A 19,468-nucleotide genomic window follows, 5' to 3' on the forward strand; every position below is an offset into this window, starting at 1 on the left:
CAACTCACGTCTACCCCTTTTGTAGGGGCATGTTTCCTTTATCTCCTGCGGCAGGGCGTAGCACATACGTCGCTAACCGGGCGCTTCCACTTTTCTTACTCCTGTGCTTTTACAAGTATTGTAAAACCATCATTTTCATTTTCAATTAACGCTTTTTTTGGTGCTTTGGTAATGTGGATCACATATAGAAAGTCGGAAAACGATATTCCAATATGGAAAGCCGTAAATAATAGAATGTAAACATAGTAATCTACAAACAAATAACTTGCCACAATACCTGGTATAGTGATGAAAAGGGTCGGTGCCAGTGCGACCATTAATGATAATTGTTTTGATAAATAGGATTTCGGATAATACGTCAAGTTTGGCAGCATTACTTTTTTTGCTTTATCACTCGTTTTTGCTCGTTTATTGGTCATGATTAATGGTAGAATATGCATAAACGAATGTATTGCAGGTAATAGAATAAAGGCAATGCCAAATGGAATGATGCCAGATTCGTTAACACTTGTTGTTCCATGAATAATTGACAGCGGTACATAAAGGAAAATAAATGTCAATAAACTGATCAAAAATGAAATGGTATAAATACGGGTCAGGCCAAATTCTTTTTTAAAGTTAATCGATTTCCAACAGTTCATTCTTGACCCTCCTTGCTAAACATTCGTGATGGTTTGATATTTCCTTCAAGAATAATAGTACGATTTCAGCTAAAAAGCAATAGTTTTTTTGTATAAAATAAATCTTTTTTAGAGGATGTTCAAAAGTCACCAAATGATAAGCGGCGAATCGTGTCGCCCGCTTGCTTTTCCGCTCCTCATGTACCCAAAGACATAGGGGATCTTCTGCTAAAACCGCCCACGTCCTGTGGGCAACGCAGAAGTCAGCACATCCTGTGCAAGCCCGGTGCCGGGAGCTACGCCGCCTCGACCTTCAAGACCCGATTCGGCGACTTTTTGAACAAGCACTTTTACGCCTGAATTTGTAAGAAAGTTATGGCTGATTGAATAAGGGGGGGTATGGGTGGACGAATTGAAGAATGACGATACAATACACTTTCATTTGCAATTATTATCAAAGCTGATTGACATTAAGCAGTATCCCTTTATTAAATTAATCATTGAACACAACATCACCTTCCAGGAATATAACAATCTTTTTCTCCTGTTGGACAAGCTGAATGAACAGTATGAATCACAAAAAGAGGAAGGTTTTCTGGATTTCACATCGTTATTAGTCCACTTTGGCGGCATGTTAACGGAAAAACTGGATCCGAATGATACGATTTTTGCATTAAAACGAGAAGGGTATTTCCCTTCTTTAATGGGTGAATTTATAAAAATTATTGAACGGAAATAATGGGAAGTTGCCGATAGGAGGTTTAGCACAAAAGCGAAAAGCGCGTCTGGTCTAAGGAAGGCCGATTAAAACTGGCACGTCAAAGCCTAAGTTCCGCTTTCACTGATGTGGCTCTTCCTGGCAAACTAATCCATCCCTTCTTTACTTAAAACTAAAGAAAGTATAAAATTCGAGGCGCAGTTATGCTTACAGCAGAGCAGGCCACGTCCGGCTCCAACGCGTCGCTAACCGGACGCTTGCGCCTTTGTTCCTAAAAAGGGCCTGTTTAAGAGAGGAGGCCCTTTGTTTGAGGACACACCTGGTGCGGTTTTATACGAGCCGGATTTAGTCATTTTTCATGTTCTGGAACGCTTTCTCAATTTGCTGATGGAATTCAATTATTTGTTTTAGTCTGTTTTCTAATGTGACAAGTTCTTTATTATGCTTTTCGTCGGCCCTCTGCAACTGAACTTTATCAAACATTTCCTCCAGTGATTCCCTTTGATGGCTGGTTGCATCAATCCATTTTGCAATAGAAGCATTCATAAAAGATTTAAACAAATGTGTATTTGCCTGGTATAAATCCTTTCGTACTCCTTTTCTCCAGACACGTGTAACGAGATTTAAATCTAATAAATTTCTAACACTTGTACTCATGGATGTTTTGCTCTTCCCTAAAGCCTCGCTCATTTCATCCAATGTCATGGGCTGCTCCTTCAAATACAAAAAAGCGAACAGACGCGCTCCAGCTGGAGATAAATCAAACATTTCAATCGTTTTGGCAAACTCACTTATAATTTTATTTAACACCATTTCATTTTGCTGTTGATTCATAAAATCCTCCTAAACACTACTATAAAAAGGTTACATCAAAATGAAAAATATTGAAAATCAGTCATTGGGTAGTAAATGGGAGGAAACCTTAGGAATTAAGAGTAAACCAAACGGAAAGTATGTACAGAATAAACTGTACGGAATAAACATACAAAATCAGTGAAATTTAATGTTTGAATTGTACACGTCAAACAGTATATAGTAGTAGAGTGAGTGAAAGCCGAACGGAATCTGATGAAACGTTATTGAACTATATACAGTAGTTTAATAGATATACGCATGACATAAATCTGATAGAAAAGTAGTAAGACGAATTGCATGCTTCATTAGAAATATTGGCAGAATCAGGCGGAGTTCCCGTACGTGTACCGACCGGGTCTGGCAATACCTGGCTTTGACCAGAACCGCAATACGGTAAACAAATATAAATTGCTTAAGAGAGGTGAACTTTTATGCCGGTTATTGAAGTGAAGAATTTAACCAAAGTATTTGGGAAAAATCAAAAACAAGCCCTAAAGCTTTTGGATGAAGGTAAGTCAAAAGAAGCCATTTTAAAAGAAACCGGTAGTACAGTGGGGGTAAATAAGGCTTCTTTTTCTGTAGAAGCAGGAGAAATTTTCGTTATTATGGGGCTATCCGGAAGTGGGAAATCAACGTTAGTCCGGTTAATCAACCGTCTTATTGAACCTACGAAGGGTAATGTCTTAATTGACGGAGAAGACTTGGCTGCAATGGATAAGAAATCATTGCGAAAGGTTCGCAGGGAAAAATTAAGCATGGTATTCCAACGCTTTGCTCTGTTTCCATATCGAACCATTTTGGAAAATGCCGAGTACGGATTGGAGATTCAAAACGTACCGAAAGAAACCCGAAAGAAAAAAGCACAAGAAGCTTTGGAAATGGTTGGGCTCGGTGACTATATTAATCAGAATCCTGGTCAGTTATCCGGCGGGATGCAGCAGCGTGTTGGGTTGGCGCGTGCACTTGCCAACGACCCGGAAGTACTGTTAATGGACGAGGCTTTCTCTGCGCTTGACCCGTTAATCCGCAAAGAAATGCAGGATGAACTAATCGATTTGCAAGCAAGTATGCAAAAGACCATTTTGTTCATCACCCATGACCTTGATGAAGCACTCAGACTAGGTGACCGAATTGCTCTGATGAAGGATGGTTCGATCGTCCAAATCGGTACACCGGAAGATATTCTTGTCAATCCCGCAAATGATTATGTAGAAAAATTTGTTGAGGATGTAGACCGTTCGAAGGTGTTAACAGCGCAAAATATCATGAAACGCCCGGAGACGATTAATCTTGAAAAGCACGGGCCGCGTGTCGCATTGGAGCGAATGCGGGAAGAAGGGATATCCAGTATCTTCGTCGTCGATGGAAAACGGAATTTAAAAGGATATGTGACGGCTGAAGATGCATCAGAGGCAAGGAAAAAGGATATCCGTGATATTAGGGAAATTATTCAAAATGATATTCCACGTGTTGCTAAAGATACCGCCATGAATGATATCTTCAATATTATCTATAATTCACCAATCCCTGTTGCCGTTGTTGAAGAGGGAAAATTACTTGGAATTATTGTACGTGGTGCGGTAATTTCGGCGCTTGCTGGAGAAGGCGAGGTGAATGTAGATGCTTGATAAAGTTTTGGAATTTGTTCCCGAGATTCCAATAGCGGAAAAAACAAAGGAATTTACCGATTGGTTAACGGACACTTTTTCGTTCTTATTTGATCCGATTAAAGATAATCTTGGCAGTTTTATGGAATGGATAGCAAATATGCTGATAGCTATTCCTCCAGTGATTATTATCCTATTGGTTGCTATCGGCGCTTTCTTTATTTCTGGTAAGAAATTTGGCTTAGCTGCTTTCTCGGTGGTTGGTCTTTGGTTAATATACAATCAAGAACTCTGGGAGCATTTGATGAATACATTTGCGCTAGTATTAATTTCCAGTGTTTTATCCGTCATTATCGGAGTTCCTATTGGTATTTTAATGTCCAAAAGTAAAACAGCTGAAGCAATTATTACACCGATATTAGACTTTATGCAGACAATGCCTGCATTCGTGTATTTGATCCCTGCAGTAGCGTTTTTCGGAATCGGGATGGTTCCCGGCATATTTGCATCGTTAATCTTTGCTACACCACCAACAGTGCGCTTCACCAACTTAGGCATTCGCCAAGTATCAAAAGAGCTTGTCGAAGCATCAGAAGCGTTCGGGAGTACTGGTGCCCAGAAATTGTTTAAGGTAGAACTTCCAATGGCTAAGGCAACCATTATGGCAGGGATCAACCAGACGGTTATGCTTGCATTATCAATGGTTGTTATTGCATCGATGATCGGTGCCCCTGGTCTTGGAACAGAGGTGCTTTCTGCATTACAACGTGCCCAGGTTGGTACTGGATTCGTGGCGGGAATCGGAATTGTTATTCTGGCCATTATCATTGACCGTTTTACACAAAGCATGAACGCGAAAAAATAAGGTTGGCTGGTAATCTTTTCAATATGAAAAGTTTCCATATATTAAAAACAAAAAAGGGGAGATTTATAGTTATGTTTAAACTTAACTGGAAACGTCTTGGCATTGCTGCTGGACTTTCATTATCATTAGTCGCTGCAGGCTGCGGGTCGGACGATGGTTCTTCATCAGATGAAGGGTCATCAGACGGCAATTCATCAGAAGCATCAAAAGAGATTGAACTTTCCTATGTTGAATGGGATACAGAAGTTGCCTCCACAAATGTTATTGCAAAAGTATTAGAAGATCAAGGGTTCGATGTTAAGGTAACTCCGCTTGATAATGCAGTTATGTGGGAATCGGTCGCTTCCGGTGAAACAGATGGTATGGTAGCCGCATGGTTACCTGGAACACATGGTGATCTTTATGAACAGTATAAAGGTGATTTAGAAGATTTGGGTACAAATTTGGAAGGTGCAGCAATTGGATTAGTTGTACCAGAGTATATGGATGTTAATTCAATTGAAGATTTAGACTCCCAGGCAGATAAAACAATTACAGGTATTGAACCTGGTGCAGGAGTTGTAAAAGCTGCTGAACAAGCTGTGGAAGATTATGACAATCTTGACGGCTGGACAGTAAAAACTTCTTCTAGTGGTGCGATGGCTACTGCTTTAGGGCAAGCAATCGAAAACGAAGAACCAATTGTTGTTACTGGATGGTCTCCACACTGGAAGTTCCAAAAATATGACCTGAAATATTTAGAAGATCCAAAAGGTTCATTTGGTGAGGCAGAAGAAATTAAAACAATGGTTCGTAAAGGATTTAAAGAAGATATGCCAAAAGCATATAAAATTCTGGATCAGTTCCATTGGGAGCCAGCAGATATTGAAAGTGTCATGCTTGACATTAACAATGGTACAGATCCTGAAGAAGCTGCAGCTGCATGGGTTGAAGATAACCAGGATAAAGTTGCGGAATGGACAAAGGGCGCAGAATAATAGAATAGTCCCGAGCAAACTAATGGAATAAGGAATTGAATCAGGCTGATACACTTTAATGTATCAGCCTAAATTTTTAAGGAGGAATTTACTTAGATGATAAATAGAAAACTACTGGTGACAGGTTCTTTTCTAATTGGAGTTTTACTTACACTTATTGCTGCTGGATGCGGGTCAGACAACGAGTCCGAAAAATCTGGTAGCGGTAAAACTAATTACAGTGAAGCTGTTGATTATTCAATTACTGGTATTGAGCCTGGAGCAGGGATTACAGTTACAACTGAAAAGGCAATAAAGAAATATGACAGTTTGAAAGGCTGGAACCTGGAACAATCATCTACCGGAGCAATGATGACAAAACTTGGAGAGGCGATTGATAAAGAAGAACCGATCATTATAACGGGATGGAACCCACATTGGATGTTTGCCAAGTATCCGGACATGAAATATCTTGATGATCCAAAAGGTGTTTACGGAAAAACAGAACTGATTAAAACACTTGCCCGTAAAGGGTTAAAAGAGGATAAGCCTAACGCATATAAACTACTCGATCAATTTCACTGGGAAGTAGAAGATATGGAAAGTATTATGCTTGAAGCAACAGAAACAGGAACCGAAATCGCAGAGGTTGCTAAAAAATGGGTGGAAGAACACCCGGATGTTGTTGCTGAATGGACAAAAGGTGTCGATGATGTCGATGGTACAGAAATCGAATTAGTATCAACCCCATGGGATTCAGAACGTGCGTCTGCAAATGTCGTTGCTGAGGTTTTGCGGTCGAAGGGTTTTAATGTAACCGTTACACCTGTAGATGTTGCAGTTGTTTTTGAGGCAATAGCAAAAGGTGATGGGGATGCAACACTAGCTGCTTGGATGCCTATAACACACAAAGATTTTTATGAGGAATATGAAGGTCAGTTTGAGGATCTAGGTGAAAATTTAAAAGGTGCCAAAATAGGCCTGGTCGTACCGGAATATATGGATATTGATTCTATAGAAGATCTGCAGCCGGCTGAATAAGTTACCAAAAACGGTCTATCCGGGAAACCGGATAGACCGTTTTAAATTAAACTGATAAAACTTCCCTAGATTGAACAGGATTCTCTGGTTCTTTCAAGTTGTCACAATCTTCTCACTGACCTCTGTTTAATATTTTTCTGTCTGGTTTTGCATTTTATCTTCGAGGTCTTTCAAACTGGACTCAATTTGTTCTAAGTATCGCTGGATATTTTTCTGATGTGGTTCGACTGATTTTTTCCAGTCCTGAACAGAGCTTTTCATTTCTCGGGTTAACTCTTTAATTAATGATGCACCTTCTTTTGATGTCGAGGTGATTTGTTCCTTTAATCGTTTACCATCGCTTTTAAGATCAGCTATCATCTGTTTCCATTCGATCCCTTGCTGCTTTGCTCGATTTCGTAAATCTCTACCGGAGGAAGGTGCACTAAGCAGTGTCGCTGTCGCACTTACTACGCCTCCAACCACAAATCCTAGTAATAATGAACTGCCTTTAGCCATAGTGATGACGCTCCTTTCAAGACCTGTTTAGTTATGTTTTCCTTTTCCTGCACGTAAATGAAACGTGTTTTTAAAGAGAATATAAGTTTTTCGGGATGACCACTAATAGTTTAAACTGGTTTCCGTTTCTTCCAAAAAGGCGGGAGTCAGGTTTCCCCTGTACTTTTATTATATAGCTTTTACGGTAAAAAGTATAAGAAAAACATTAGATTTTTGGTGGTTTTTTAGTGAAACAAGCTCATTTCGGTACAAAACCTCTGACATACGTTTGCCAGAGGTTTTGTATGCTTATGTCATAATCACGATACTGTAATTGGCCGTGATCGTTTTAAAATACGCCCAACAATTGGATAAATAACAACCATCACAATAGTGTTTACTAGAGCAGTTGGCAGGACAATCGTTACAAATAATACGGGAAATGCTCCATCCATTAATCCGACGATATATAATGCCGAGGCAATAAACACAGATCCGCTAACGATCGTACCAATTGCTGTTAAAATAGGTGCACTTATGTTTCCGTTGACTTTATCCTTGATAAGTAAAAACAATCCGAAAAATAGTGCTGCTGTAATCGGTTTGTCAATTATGTTGGCAATTTGTCCGCCAGGTGCCATCGTTGTCAGTGCGGAAAGTATCCCTGTGACAATTGCTAAAAGGACAACATATTTCGTTTTAGGGAACAGCATAATCCCTAAAAACATCATCGTTAATAGCATGTCTGGCTTCATTCCGAACAAAATTGCCGGAACGACTGCATGGAGAACGGCACCAATCCCCATAAACAATGATAAGATAATTAAAACCTTCGTATTCAATTGTACCTCTCCTCTTCTCAGCTATTCTTAAGATTTTCCCAACTGTGCACTCATCGCCAGTTGCAGAAACGTATATTCATTATAACAAATGTATCGATGAATTAGAAGTATTAATTTTTAAACTATTTAATGCCAGCGTTGATTTCTTTGGCAATTTGTTGTAAATCATCAGATGAATATGCATCATCATGGGTTGTCCAGCCTAATTGATAACCGTCACCTTCACCATAACGCGGGATGATGTGAATATGCAGGTGAAATACCGATTGCTCAGCTGGAGCTTCATTGTTGTTTAACAGATTCATCCCAATTGGTTTGTACACCTCTTTAATCGCTTTAGCAATCTTAGGAACACGGGCAAATAATTCCTTTGCGACTTCTGGAGGTGTTTCATAGATATTTTTCGTATGTGTCTTCGGAATAACCAACGTGTGGCCTTTTGTTACTTGACTTATATCGAGAAACGCATAAACATGATCATCCTCGTACACTTTTGCAGACGGTATAGCACCGTTTATAATTTTACAAAAAATGCAATCTTCATGTGACATACCATTCACTCCTTTATGTATTATCTCCTATTGTATATAGGAAGGATTGAATATGTAAAGTTTTCTGTGTTTTTTTGCGGGAAGCTGAAGACACTTTTCTGGGGATATGTAAGAATTTATCCGGAAACTCGGGTATCGCTCAGAATGGAGCAAACAACTCCAAAAACGTAAAAGCATTCCAAAAAACAAACAGGACTAGTCCTTGGCGGGACTAGCCTGCTTTAAGAAGAACGGAGATTGCGATTTTATCTAACGTTGGGGACTTTTCGTAATTCCGTTAATTGCCTTTTGGCCGCTTAACTTGATTACAAAAACCTTTTTGTCAGCATCTCAAGGGACTCCTTGGGATGAATTCTGGCAGAAGGGTTTTATTTCATTAGATTATCTTTCACTGACACCTCATTTTTGTGTTAATTTACAAAGTCAGATTAGCATTTCCCATCACTAACACCTCATTTGTGTTTTACACGAAAAAATTGTTGTAGTGAAGCATCCCCGTTCTTCAATAACTAGTTTGTGTTGGTAATACACATTTATACACCAAGAACAAATTTTTTAGGATTGACTAATGAGATATTTAAAATTAAACAATTAGATGACTTGGAAAAGCCATGTCGAATTTCCGTGCACGGTTTGTTTTGGCATTGCCGATGAGAAATGGTAAAATTTTAGGTAAGTGAATATTGTTGAACGCAAGTGAACGGGCATTTTACGTTTGCTTTGGGAGGAGAGCCTTATGAAACCACTATTGCATATTGATAACCTTCACGGTGGCTATACGCATAAAAATGTGCTGCACGGCATTTCATTTGATGTATATCCCAATGAAATTATTGGCCTGATCGGATTGAACGGTGCCGGGAAGAGTACAACCATCAAACATATTATTGGCCTAATGCAAGCAAAAAAAGGAACTGTCTCTGTAAATGGAAAAACGTTTCAGGAAAATCCGGAAGTCTACCGTAAGCAAATGGCCTATATTCCTGAGATGCCGATATTGTACGATGAACTGACCCTGTATGAACATCTTCGTCTAACTGCGATGGCTTATGACGTCCCGGAGGATATTTTTGAAAAAAGGTTACAGCCGCTCTTAAAGGAATTTCGTATGGAGAAAAAGCTAAAATGGTTTCCTGTGCATTTTTCCAAAGGGATGCGGCAAAAGGTAATGATTATGTGTGCATTTTTAATTGAACCGCTCCTTTATATTGTGGACGAGCCGTTTGTCGGGCTGGATCCTCTGGGGATTCAGTCGTATCTGCAGTTAATGGATGAAATGAAGCAGAAAGGTTCCGGAGTGTTAATGTCCACACATATTTTGGCAACCGCTGAACGTTATTGTGACCGGTTTATTATCCTCCACGATGGAAAAATCCGGGCAATTGGTACGCTTGCTGAGCTGCGTAAAGCATTTCAGATGCCAGGAGCAACACTCGATGATCTGTATGTTCAATTGACAAAGGAAGAAAGCCATGTTTGATTCCCATGCATTTTTTAAAAAACGTTTTTCGGCCCATTTAAAGGAGACAAACCGCTATTTAAAATATATATTTAATGGACATCTGGCGTTCGCGATGCTGTTTTTTATTGCAGCTGCTGCCTATTATTATCAACAGTGGCTTGCTGGGCTTCCAGCCAATTTTCCAACCGCGTGGATTATTGGAATTACGCTCGGTTTGCTTGTCAGCTACAGCCCTGCCCGGACATTATTGCAGGAACCTGACCTGATTTTCTTGATTGCGGCCGAACATAAAATGGGTGCCTATTTTCGTAATTCGCTGATTTACAGCTTTGTCATCCAACTGTATGTCATATTGTTGATTGTTGCCGCTTTTGGCCCGCTGTATTTTGCTTCCTATCCAGATCGTAGCGGCAGTCTCTACCTTATCACAATCGCCGTTGTACTGATTTTTAAAGTTTGGAACTTGCTGGCAAACTGGTGGATGTTGAAGGTGCGGGATCCAGGAATACGTCGGATTGACACGCTTGCCCGGGTGCTGCTAAATTGTGCAGTATTTTACTTTTTTGTTAATGGCAATATGATTCCAGCAGCTGTTGCGACAGTACTGTTTATTGTTGTTTTCCTATACGACCTGAGCGTTTCCAGAAAGCAAGCGGGGATTGTGTGGGACCTTTTAGTGGAAAAAGATCAAAACCGGATGCAATTCTTTTACCGGATTGCCAATATGTTTACTGACGTACCACATTTGAAAAATCGGGTGAAAAGAAGGCAATGGCTTGTATCAGTTGTTGATCGGGTGCCATTTTTGCAAAAGTTCACATTTGATTACTTGTACCGGATCACGTTTGTCAGAAGCGGTGATTATCTGGGGATGTATTTGCGTTTAATTATCATTGGCGGAATTGTAATCTATTTTGTTCCCAACAGCTGGATACGAATTATTTTTGCCCTGTTATTTTTATACTTAAGCAGTTTTCAGATGATGACACTGTATCAGCATCATCGAACGGTTATTTGGCTTGACCTATATCCCGTCCCAATCCAAAGGAGACAGCAGGCAGTATTAAAATGGCTGTATTTGCTGACGTTCGTCCAAACGTTTATTTATGCTGTTTTGTTCCTTGTACTTGATGATTACCTTGGTTTTGTCCTCACCATAGCTGGTGGATCCATTTTTAACTATTTGTTTATTACCGGTTATGTAAAGCAGAAACTGACGTGAACATTGGAGGAAGGCGAGAACATCAACCGGAGAGGGGGACATTGCCCGGAGAGCGGGAACATCGCCCGGAGAGCGGGAACATCGCCCGGAGATTGAGAACATCGCCCGGAGAGCAAAAACATCAACCGGAGGGGGAGAACATCGTTCGGAGAGTGAGAATATCAACTGACGTTAAAAAGGTTATCTCTTATGGATAGTGCCCACCCATGAGATAACCTTTTGATTCACCCTTGTTCCTGATACTTAAAATATGCTGTTATTAGTATTTTGGCTGCGATTGGCATTGCGCGCTCATCAAAATCAAACTTCGGATGGTGATGTGGGTATGGATTGCTTTCTTTTTGAGCACCTGTAAAGAAAAAAGCACCAGGCCTCTCCAGCATATAATAGGCAAAATCTTCTCCGGCCATAACGGGGACAACTTCATCACTGGAGACGACTTCCTCCATTTGCTTGCCAATCTCCAGGATTAATGTTGCTTCTTCAGGGTGATTGATAACTGGCGGATAACCTTTGTCATAGTGGAACGTGTATGTTGCACCGCATGCCATGCACACACCCTTTATCATATTTTCGATTTCGGCAATGATTTGTTCTTGAATTGCTGCATCTAAATAACGGACGGTGCCAACCAGTTTTGCTTTATCCGCAATGATATTGAAGGCACTGCCTGCTTCGAGCTGCCCGACAGTTATCACAGCTGTTTTTAATGGATCGATCCTTCGTGAAACAATTTGCTGGAGTTGGGTGACAAGCTGCGAACCGATTACAAGCGCATCGTTTGTTTCATGCGGATAGCCGCCATGTCCGCCTTTCCCTTGAATAATGATCTCAAAACGGTCGGCACCTGCCATAAAAGCCGATTTTGATGTTTGGAGAACACCAAACGGGGTCGTTGCCCAAAGGTGAGTGCCAAATACAGCATCGACATCGTCTAGTACCCCCGCCTCAATCATCGGTTTAGCCCCACCCGGTGCATATTCCTCTGCGTGCTGATGCAAAAAGACAATAGTTCCGGGGAGTTCCTCCTGAAATGGTCGAACTGCTTTTGCAAGTGCCAATAATTGCGCGGTATGACCATCATGTCCGCATGCATGCATGACACCATCCACAGTTGATTTATATGGTACTTCGTTTTCTTCCTGAATTGGCAATGCATCAAAGTCAGCTCTAAGTGCGATTGTTTTTCCGGGTTTACCGCCGTTTAATGTGGCCACAACGCCGTATCCACCAATATTTTCCTGATAGGAAATCCCCAGTGTTTTATAAAAACTTGCAATAAATTTTGCCGTTTCTGTCTCCTGAAATGATAATTCGGGATGCTGATGCAAATATCTGCGCGTTTTGACCATTTCCGGGTAAAGATCATCAATTGCCTTTTTGATTTTTTCCAGCATAGATTATTCCTCCTGCATCACTTTTCAATTAGTATACCATTCGAAACGAAAAATTGTTAAAAGCATGTTTCTGCTGGAGCGCTCATACAAAATTCAATGCGCCGGTAAATCAGGAAATCGCCGATAAAATGTGTAAAAATCGCCGATAAACTCCAAAAGGCAGGCGCTGGTATAATTTAAGAATCAAAGCCAGTTCTGACTAATCCCGTAATATCGTTATAAACAGCACACCAAATTTATTTACCGCAAAAAAAGAAAAAAGGACGGCATATTTTGCCATCCGTAAAAAGGGAGTGGTCTATATTAGGAAAATCTCGGATCAGCTAGTAATCGCTCCACTTCTTCTTTATGATGTGTTTCATCAGCAATTAAATCTTCCAGCTTCACTACAAGTTCCGTATAACCTAAATCTGCGGCCTGTTTTTTCCGTTGTTCATAGCGTTCAATGGTTTCACTTTCCGCTTTTAATGTTGCCTCCAATAAGGCTTTTACTTCTGTTGGCTGTTCGACTTCAGCAGCTTTTGTTGTTGGTGTTCCACCTAAAGCGCTGATTTTTTCTGATAAGTATGAGGCGTGTCCCATTTCATCATCTATTTCACTTTCGAAAAATGGTTTTAGTGCAGAACGATATAACCCTGATACGACAGATGCACTGTACGTATATTGAATTGCTGCACCATATTCATGTGCCAGATCTACGTTTAATCCATCAATTAATTGTTTTAATTCTTCCTTCATTTTTATCCCAACCTTATTTGTTATTTGGCCTATATTCATAAATTCCCCAAAAGTAATAGTTTAAACCTCTTTTTTACGGTAGTATAAAACAGGGAGGAATAATTTAATGCACAAAAAAAGACGCTACTTTTATCTTTTTCTTTTGGTATTATTATTATGCACAACAACCCTTTGGATCATAAAAATAGATCATGGTACGGTTCCGTATCTTGATCAATGGTCAAGAGATTTTGTTGAAAACTTGGCTGGCACCAAATTTTATTTCCTCTGCCGGTGGTTGACAGAGCTTGGATCAGGGACATTCTTAACCCCGTTAACGATCATCATGGGTGCAGTGTTGTGGCGGATGTATCGTGATTGGTTCACGGGAATGATGTTTGCCGGCGGGACATTGCTTAGTTATGTCATTAATATTGCGATTAAGGTAATGGTAGCAAGGGAACGTCCGCGTATTTTTGCAGCAGCTGAGGCGGAGGGGTACAGCTTTCCGTCAGGGCATGCGATGATTTCCATGGTGTGCTATGGACTTTTGCTTTATTTTATAACCCGAAAGTTGAAGTCTAAAAAAGCTGTCATTACGGTGAAAACTGGTTTGCCAATCCTGATTATCGTAATCGGAATCAGCCGCTATATGATCCGTGTTCATTATTTGACTGATGTTTTAGCGGGCTTTGGGTTTGGTTTATTATTCGTCTTAATATGGATAAAGTTGTATGAATATCTAAAGCAGTTACGAACACGGACAACTCCGTCTTAAGGCTGAGGCTAATCCAATCTGCAGGTCGTTACTTGCTATTGCTCCTTCCGATATGATTGAAGCAAGATACAATCGAGGGGGCAAAATAATAATGGAATCCGGACATGTGGAACGTATAAATGAAGCAAAGGTTCCTGTTCTAAAAAATCGTAATTTTCTATTTCTGTTTCTGGCAGCACTATTTTCTGCACCAGGGTATTATGTTTATTTAATCGGTGCGGAGTGGTTGATGCTGACAATCACGGACAATCGTTTTTATTTATAGGTAAGAAAGTATAGAGCGTCTGGGCTCTATTCCGCTCATATCAGAGTAGGCCACGTCCGGCTCCAGCGCCCAGCGGCTAGTATGCTTCCTTCACCTTCGTACGATAAGTCAACATCGACTCCCTCCGGTCGTCGTGTTTCCTTTATCTCCTACGGCTCAGTCCAGCATATACGCCGCTAACCGGGCGCTTGCGCCTTTGCTCTGGTATGCTGTTTCTGGAAGCTTCTATTCCAAGACTGCTTTTGCTTATGGTCGGAGGACTAATTGCCGATCGCTTTAATAAACGCACCATTTTGTTTTTATCTGATAGTTCGAGAGCCATATTAATTGCAGTATTGTTAGGCTTTGTTTGGTTTGACGCTGCAGGTGTTGTTCATTTAATTGTTTTGGCCGCATTGTTCGGGATATCGGATGCATTCAGTTACCCCGCATTGAATTCGTTGACACCAATTCTTCTTCATGACGATCAACTTCAGCGTGGCAATTCGTTTATTCAGATGACCAGCCAGGTTAGTCCAATATTAGGACCTGCATTAGGTGGCAGCATGATTGCGATTTTAGGTTTTAGCGGTGTTTTTTCGCTGGCGTTGGTTATGCTGCTTTTATCCTCCATTGCTGTACTCTTTATCCGGGTGCCTGATAGGGAAGTAGCCGCTAAAAAGGTTTCACCGTGGCAGGATTTAAAGGAGGGGTTTCACTATGCTAGAAAAAATGAGCTGATTATCTCCATTGTGTTCTTGGCATTATTTTTAAACCTTTTCTTTACCGGGCCATACTCGATGGGAATGCCGATTATGGTGAAAGATGTTTTTGCTGGAGATGCAGCTGGTTTGGCATTAGTGGAAGCATCAATGGGTGTTGGATCGTTACTTGGAGCGGTTGCACTGGCAGCGATCACAATCCGGAAAACAGGTGCTGTAATGCTGACAGGTCTCGTCTTGCTAGGTGTTCTCTATATGCTGACCGGGTTTTTCGTTCATCTTGTGGTTACCGCTGTTTTCGTTGCTTTGCTGGGATTTTTCATGCAGGTAGTTAACATTCCTATTCTCACGATATTGCAACAAACGACGGATAAAAAAATGCTGGGCAGAATGATGAGTTTTTTAATGACCGTATCAACGGGTTTAGTTCCCGTTTCTTACGTTTTAACATCCTTCTTGCTTGCAGCCGGTGCAAGGATACAAATGATCATCATTGTTGGCGGAGTTGTTGTTACGTTACTTGCACTGGGGAGCCTGCGAAATAAACGGATTCTCGGTTATCAACAATAAAGTTAGACTTCAATCAGTGGAGGTATTACAGCCCGTTAATGCGTGTTAAAAGGATGTTCAAAAACGTTACCAAATATTAAGCTATGAATCTCTGCTCTTCGTTGGCTTGTTTCCAATTTGGGCAACTTTTTGAGCAAGAACAGAAAAAGAGAGGGTGAGATGATGTTTCGTTATATATTAGCACTTGGGTTAATAATTCTTGGCGCAGTCCTTGTTTTGGCCAATATCGGGATTATTGATTTCCAGATAGATGAATATTGGGGTCTGATTATCCCGCTTGTTATTATGCTTCTTGGTTTGAAATTATTTATCGATGAGTTTAAGTATAAGGGCGGCAGCTGGATCTTTGGTTCATTACTTGTTATTTTTGGCAGCCTTTTGCTTTTAGGCGAATTAGGAATCATTGAGTTTACCTTTTCCGATATTGTGAAGCTTTGGCCATTATTAATTATTTATGTCGGATACAGTATTATAAAGCCAGGAAGAAGGCACAAGACGTTTGTAAGTGAAAAAGATGATAAAGAAAAGAAATTTTATGATAAAAAGGTACGCCGTCTATCTGTAGGAGACCATGAATTTAAACAGCCTAATTGGAAGGTCGAGCCGATGAATTTATGGACTGCTGCAGGAAGCTATTATATTGATTTCACGAAAGCGTTCATTCCGGAAAAGGAAATTCCAATCACCATTAATAGCTGGGCCGGTGATGTGCAAATATTGCTGCCGGAGCATGTGGCCTTTCGCATTGATGCATCGGTGAAGGCGGGCGAAATTAAAATAATTGATCAAACTGCTGATGGCGTTATTAATCACAGCATTTTCTATGAGTCAGTTGATTATGATATTGCGGACCGAAAACTGGATATAACGGTAAAACTTAAAGCAGGATCAATCCGTGTAGATACGGTGTAAAGGGGGAGGAGTTATGATTAAACGATTTAGCAGTATACGCTTCAGCTATATTCGCTCTCATTTATACGGTTTGTTTTTAACAACAGTAACACTTCTATCTCTGCTATTGTCCATTTACGTATTGTTTGAACCAGCGTGGCTGAATGCTGCCAGTATATTTGTTTATGTGTTGTTATCAGGGTTTTTAGGTACCATTATTTCCTTTTACGCTGGGTTTAAATCAAGCGGTGATCTAAAAGAGCGTTTGGATTATTTATCGGTGCTGATTACTCAATTTGCTAACGGTGACTATCATTCCCGTGTTTATTTTACCGAAGACGATGAATTTACGAGGATTGCGAATGAGCTGAATGCGTTAGGTGAAAAACTGCAAAATCAAGTAAAATCATTACAGCGAATGGCGGATGAAAAAGCAGATTTTGCCAGGTCAGCACATAAGGCTGCTGTAATTGAAGAACGGCAGCGATTAGCACGTGACCTGCATGATGCGGTTAGCCAGCAGCTGTTTGCTTTGACGATGATGTCAGAGGCTGCAGTTAGGCAACTGGAGAAAAAGCCGGAAATTGCCAAAGAACAAATGCAGGAAGTGGCAACTGCAGCATTAAAAGCGCAAACCGAAATGCGGGCATTATTGCTGCACCTTCGTCCTGTACATTTATCAGGGGAGGCGCTGTCTACGGGAGTCAAAAAATTGATCACCGAATTAAAACAGAAAAGTTCACTTGATTTTCATCTATTCATTGATGATGATCTTAAGCTTTCCGAAACGACAGAGGAGCATGTATTCCGGACGATTCAGGAATCGCTTTCCAATACATTACGCCACGCGAATGCGACCGAAGTTACATTACGGTTAAAAAAACGGGATAATGAATTGTTTTTGCATATTAGCGATAATGGTAACGGCTTTGATATTGAACGGGATACTAATCGAAAAACATCCTATGGGTTAAAAACGATGAAGGAACGTGCTGAGGAATTAGGTGGAACATTTATTATACGATCAAACAAGGGTGAGGGAACGTATATTGATATTCGCATTCCTTGTTGAGGATGTTCAAAAAGTCACCAAATGATTAGCGGCGGCTTTTGAACATGCGCTGTTTAAGCATGATTTAAGGGGGCAGAAAATATGATCCGTGTAGCGGTAGTTGACGACCATGAAATTGTTCGCAAAGGGATAATTGCCTACTTGCGAACAGATGAGGAGCTTGATGTAGTTGGAGAAGCAGCAAGCGGAAATGAAGGGGCAAAACTCGTACTGGAGAAAAAACCGGACGTTGTACTAATGGATTTAATGATGGAAAATGGTACAGGAATTGAAGCAACACAACAAATTATGAAGGCGTTACCGAATTGTAAGGTTATTATTCTGACAAGCTATTATGATGACGAACAAGTTTTCCCGGCAATTGAAGCGGGGGCGTTCAGCTATATTTTAAAAACATCTTCTGCTGAGGAAATTACCGACGCCATCAAAAAGGCGGCTAAAGGGGAAACCGTGATCGAATCTAAGGTTGCCGGCAAAATGATGACTAATATTCGCTCGATACAGAAAAAAGCCCATGAGGATCTGACGGATAGGGAGCTGGAAGTACTTCTCTGCATTGGTAATGGGATGACCAACCAGGAAATTAGTGAAAAATTGTATATCGGAATTAAAACCGTCAAAACGCATGTCAGTAATATATTAGGGAAGCTAGGTGTAAATGACCGGACACAGGCAGCGGTTTATGTTCATCGGAATAAGCTGATACGTTAATTTGGGACCTGTATGCAATTCGAAACGAAAAGGTGGATATGGAAAAGTCCAGCCATATCCTTTATGTATTGGAAAAAGGGTTGCTTTTAAAGTTTTAGTTACAGTCCTAAAATTTCCTAAAAAATCCTCATTTTTGTCTTTTTCATCTATCGCTTGTATAATACCTATGTATATTGAATTTGAGGAGAATACATAAATGGAAAATTCCAAATCTAGTGAGACGATTTTGCTCATTATATGGGGACAGGCCGTTATTGCGCTTGCCGGAAGTTTGTTTTATTCTGAAGTGATGGGGTATGTCCCTTGTGAATTCTGCTGGTACCAGCGAATTCTGATGTATCCATTAGTGATTATTTATGGTGCTGCTGCAATCAAAAAGGATCTTTCTATTGCTTTGCCAGGTCTTATTTTGAGCGGGATTGGCATATTTGTTTCCATCTATCATTATCTGATTCAAAAACTGCCCGCACTACAGGAAACCGGCGGGTCATGCGGAGTCATCCCTTGTAATACCGAATATGTGAATTACCTTGGCTTTATTACGATACCATTTTTAGCGGGAGTAGCGTTTATTGTCATTTTCGTACTCCATATGATTCTACTTAAACAGCAAAGGGGGAAATAATCTCGATGAAGAAGAAAATGGTTATTTTTGCAGTTGTCATTGTTGTTTTGTTTGCTGCACTTTATTTCGTAACGGTGTTTAAAAATAAGCAGGCAGTTGATGAAAGTGACAACCCGTACGGAAAAGAAAATTTAAAACAGGAAACAATCGATCAATTGGATGACCCGTTATACCAAAATCAGATAACACCTGACAAATTAGACGAGAAATTAACAAATGAGGAAGATGTTTTCGTTTATTTTTACAGCCCTACTTGTCCACACTGCAAGCGAGTAACACCAATCCTTGTTCCGATGACAGAGGATTTTGGAGTTGATATGAAGAAATTAAACCTTTGGGAGTTTGAACATGACTGGGACAGGTTCGGTATTGAAGGAACTCCAACACTTGTCTATTATAAAGATGGAAAAGAAGTGGACAGAATAAGCGGGGAAGGTAAGAATGAAGAACAAACGGAAGAAATGTACCAGAAATTCCTAGACAAGCATACTGGCAAATAAAGATCCTCCACATAAATGAACATAG

At 40.4% G+C, this 19,468-nt stretch carries 22 protein-coding genes; 15 read left to right on the forward strand and 7 right to left on the reverse strand.

Annotation, left to right across the window (positions count from 1 at the left end):
• Positions 1-95 precede the first annotated feature (95 nt).
• A complete protein-coding gene (locus IEX12_RS15680) occupies positions 96-641 on the reverse strand; it encodes a DUF3267 domain-containing protein (RefSeq protein WP_188725477.1) in 546 nt (181 codons plus the stop codon).
• Positions 642-1,023: 382 nt separating this feature from the next.
• Between IEX12_RS15680 and IEX12_RS15685 the strand changes: the two genes are divergently transcribed.
• Entirely contained in the window at positions 1,024-1,359 is a 336-nt protein-coding gene (locus tag IEX12_RS15685; RefSeq protein ID WP_088049661.1) for a DUF1878 family protein, read from the forward strand.
• A 324-nt stretch (positions 1,360-1,683) separates the two neighbouring features.
• Here IEX12_RS15685 and IEX12_RS15690 read toward each other — a convergent pair whose 3' ends face one another.
• Positions 1,684-2,172: a GbsR/MarR family transcriptional regulator gene (locus tag IEX12_RS15690; protein ID WP_088049662.1), complete on the reverse strand. Its 489-nt coding sequence runs from the start codon at positions 2,170-2,172 to the stop codon at positions 1,684-1,686.
• Between the two features lie 452 nt (positions 2,173-2,624).
• Here IEX12_RS15690 and IEX12_RS15695 point away from each other — a divergent pair, with 452 nt between their 5' ends.
• From IEX12_RS15695 to IEX12_RS15710, 4 genes are all read left to right on the forward strand, one after another.
• Positions 2,625-3,821 carry a quaternary amine ABC transporter ATP-binding protein gene (locus IEX12_RS15695; protein WP_088049663.1) on the forward strand — a complete coding sequence of 399 codons (1,197 nt, stop codon included), beginning with the start codon at positions 2,625-2,627 and terminating at the stop codon, positions 3,819-3,821.
• Positions 3,814-4,665: an ABC transporter permease gene (locus IEX12_RS15700; protein WP_088049664.1), complete on the forward strand. Its 852-nt coding sequence runs from the start codon at positions 3,814-3,816 to the stop codon at positions 4,663-4,665. The genes IEX12_RS15695 and IEX12_RS15700 overlap by 8 nt, the downstream gene beginning before the upstream one ends.
• A gap of 71 nt (positions 4,666-4,736) precedes the next feature.
• Positions 4,737-5,642, forward strand: a complete 906-nt coding sequence (locus IEX12_RS15705; protein WP_088049665.1) for a glycine betaine ABC transporter substrate-binding protein — start codon at positions 4,737-4,739, stop codon at positions 5,640-5,642.
• Between the two features lie 96 nt (positions 5,643-5,738).
• Positions 5,739-6,662, forward strand: a complete 924-nt coding sequence (locus tag IEX12_RS15710; protein ID WP_088049666.1) for a glycine betaine ABC transporter substrate-binding protein — start codon at positions 5,739-5,741, stop codon at positions 6,660-6,662.
• Between the two features lie 126 nt (positions 6,663-6,788).
• Here the strand turns inward: IEX12_RS15710 and IEX12_RS15715 are convergent, their stop codons facing one another.
• The 3 genes from IEX12_RS15715 to IEX12_RS15725 all read right to left on the reverse strand — a co-directional run bounded on the left by IEX12_RS15715 (position 6,789) and on the right by IEX12_RS15725 (position 8,532).
• Positions 6,789-7,160: a YtxH domain-containing protein gene (locus IEX12_RS15715; RefSeq protein WP_088049667.1), complete on the reverse strand. Its 372-nt coding sequence runs from the start codon at positions 7,158-7,160 to the stop codon at positions 6,789-6,791.
• 299 nt (positions 7,161-7,459) lie between these two features.
• Positions 7,460-7,981: a tryptophan transporter gene (locus IEX12_RS15720; protein WP_088049668.1), complete on the reverse strand. Its 522-nt coding sequence runs from the start codon at positions 7,979-7,981 to the stop codon at positions 7,460-7,462.
• A 122-nt stretch (positions 7,982-8,103) separates the two neighbouring features.
• Positions 8,104-8,532, reverse strand: coding sequence for an HIT family protein (locus IEX12_RS15725; RefSeq protein WP_088049669.1), 429 nt, complete (start codon positions 8,530-8,532; stop codon positions 8,104-8,106).
• A 736-nt stretch (positions 8,533-9,268) separates the two neighbouring features.
• Here IEX12_RS15725 and IEX12_RS15730 point away from each other — a divergent pair.
• On the forward strand, positions 9,269-10,012 hold the full coding sequence (locus IEX12_RS15730; protein ID WP_088049670.1) for an ABC transporter ATP-binding protein: 744 nt from the start codon (positions 9,269-9,271) through the stop codon (positions 10,010-10,012).
• Positions 10,005-11,216, forward strand: coding sequence for an ABC transporter permease (locus IEX12_RS15735; RefSeq protein ID WP_088049671.1), 1,212 nt, complete (start codon positions 10,005-10,007; stop codon positions 11,214-11,216). Before IEX12_RS15730 ends, IEX12_RS15735 begins: the two co-directional genes overlap by 8 nt.
• A 224-nt stretch (positions 11,217-11,440) precedes the next feature.
• Here IEX12_RS15735 and IEX12_RS15740 read toward each other — a convergent pair whose 3' ends face one another.
• Complete coding sequence (locus tag IEX12_RS15740; protein WP_188725478.1) at positions 11,441-12,613, reverse strand: M20 metallopeptidase family protein; 1,173 nt, start codon at positions 12,611-12,613, stop codon at positions 11,441-11,443.
• Positions 12,614-12,916: 303 nt separating this feature from the next.
• The gene (locus tag IEX12_RS15745) at positions 12,917-13,351 is read right to left on the reverse strand and encodes a ferritin-like domain-containing protein (RefSeq protein WP_088050954.1); all 435 of its coding nucleotides are present in this window, start codon (positions 13,349-13,351) and stop codon (positions 12,917-12,919) included.
• Between the two features lie 106 nt (positions 13,352-13,457).
• Between IEX12_RS15745 and IEX12_RS15750 the strand changes: the two genes are divergently transcribed.
• The 8 genes from IEX12_RS15750 to IEX12_RS15785 all read left to right on the forward strand — a co-directional run bounded on the left by IEX12_RS15750 (position 13,458) and on the right by IEX12_RS15785 (position 19,443).
• On the forward strand, positions 13,458-14,108 hold the full coding sequence (locus IEX12_RS15750; RefSeq protein ID WP_088049673.1) for a phosphatase PAP2 family protein: 651 nt from the start codon (positions 13,458-13,460) through the stop codon (positions 14,106-14,108).
• Positions 14,109-14,199: 91 nt separating this feature from the next.
• Positions 14,200-14,373: a hypothetical protein gene (locus IEX12_RS15755; RefSeq protein ID WP_230856058.1), complete on the forward strand. Its 174-nt coding sequence runs from the start codon at positions 14,200-14,202 to the stop codon at positions 14,371-14,373.
• 248 nt (positions 14,374-14,621) lie between these two features.
• Positions 14,622-15,644: an MFS transporter gene (locus IEX12_RS15760; RefSeq protein WP_230856056.1), complete on the forward strand. Its 1,023-nt coding sequence runs from the start codon at positions 14,622-14,624 to the stop codon at positions 15,642-15,644.
• A gap of 162 nt (positions 15,645-15,806) precedes the next feature.
• A complete protein-coding gene (gene liaF, locus IEX12_RS15765; protein WP_230856054.1) occupies positions 15,807-16,556 on the forward strand; it encodes a cell wall-active antibiotics response protein LiaF in 750 nt (249 codons plus the stop codon).
• A gap of 13 nt (positions 16,557-16,569) precedes the next feature.
• Positions 16,570-17,607 (forward strand): sensor histidine kinase, encoded by a 1,038-nt coding sequence (locus IEX12_RS15770; protein WP_088049676.1) that lies wholly within the window; start codon positions 16,570-16,572, stop codon positions 17,605-17,607.
• A gap of 81 nt (positions 17,608-17,688) precedes the next feature.
• Positions 17,689-18,318, forward strand: a complete 630-nt coding sequence (locus IEX12_RS15775; protein WP_088049677.1) for a response regulator transcription factor — start codon at positions 17,689-17,691, stop codon at positions 18,316-18,318.
• 196 nt (positions 18,319-18,514) lie between these two features.
• The gene (locus tag IEX12_RS15780) at positions 18,515-18,943 is read left to right on the forward strand and encodes a disulfide oxidoreductase (protein WP_088049678.1); all 429 of its coding nucleotides are present in this window, start codon (positions 18,515-18,517) and stop codon (positions 18,941-18,943) included.
• 5 nt (positions 18,944-18,948) lie between these two features.
• Positions 18,949-19,443 carry a thioredoxin family protein gene (locus tag IEX12_RS15785; RefSeq protein WP_088049679.1) on the forward strand — a complete coding sequence of 165 codons (495 nt, stop codon included), beginning with the start codon at positions 18,949-18,951 and terminating at the stop codon, positions 19,441-19,443.
• Positions 19,444-19,468 lie beyond the last annotated feature (25 nt).

Origin of the sequence: Lentibacillus populi, from assembly GCA_014642895.1 — a bacterium.
GTDB lineage: Bacteria > Bacillota > Bacilli > Bacillales > Amphibacillaceae > Lentibacillus_C > Lentibacillus_C populi.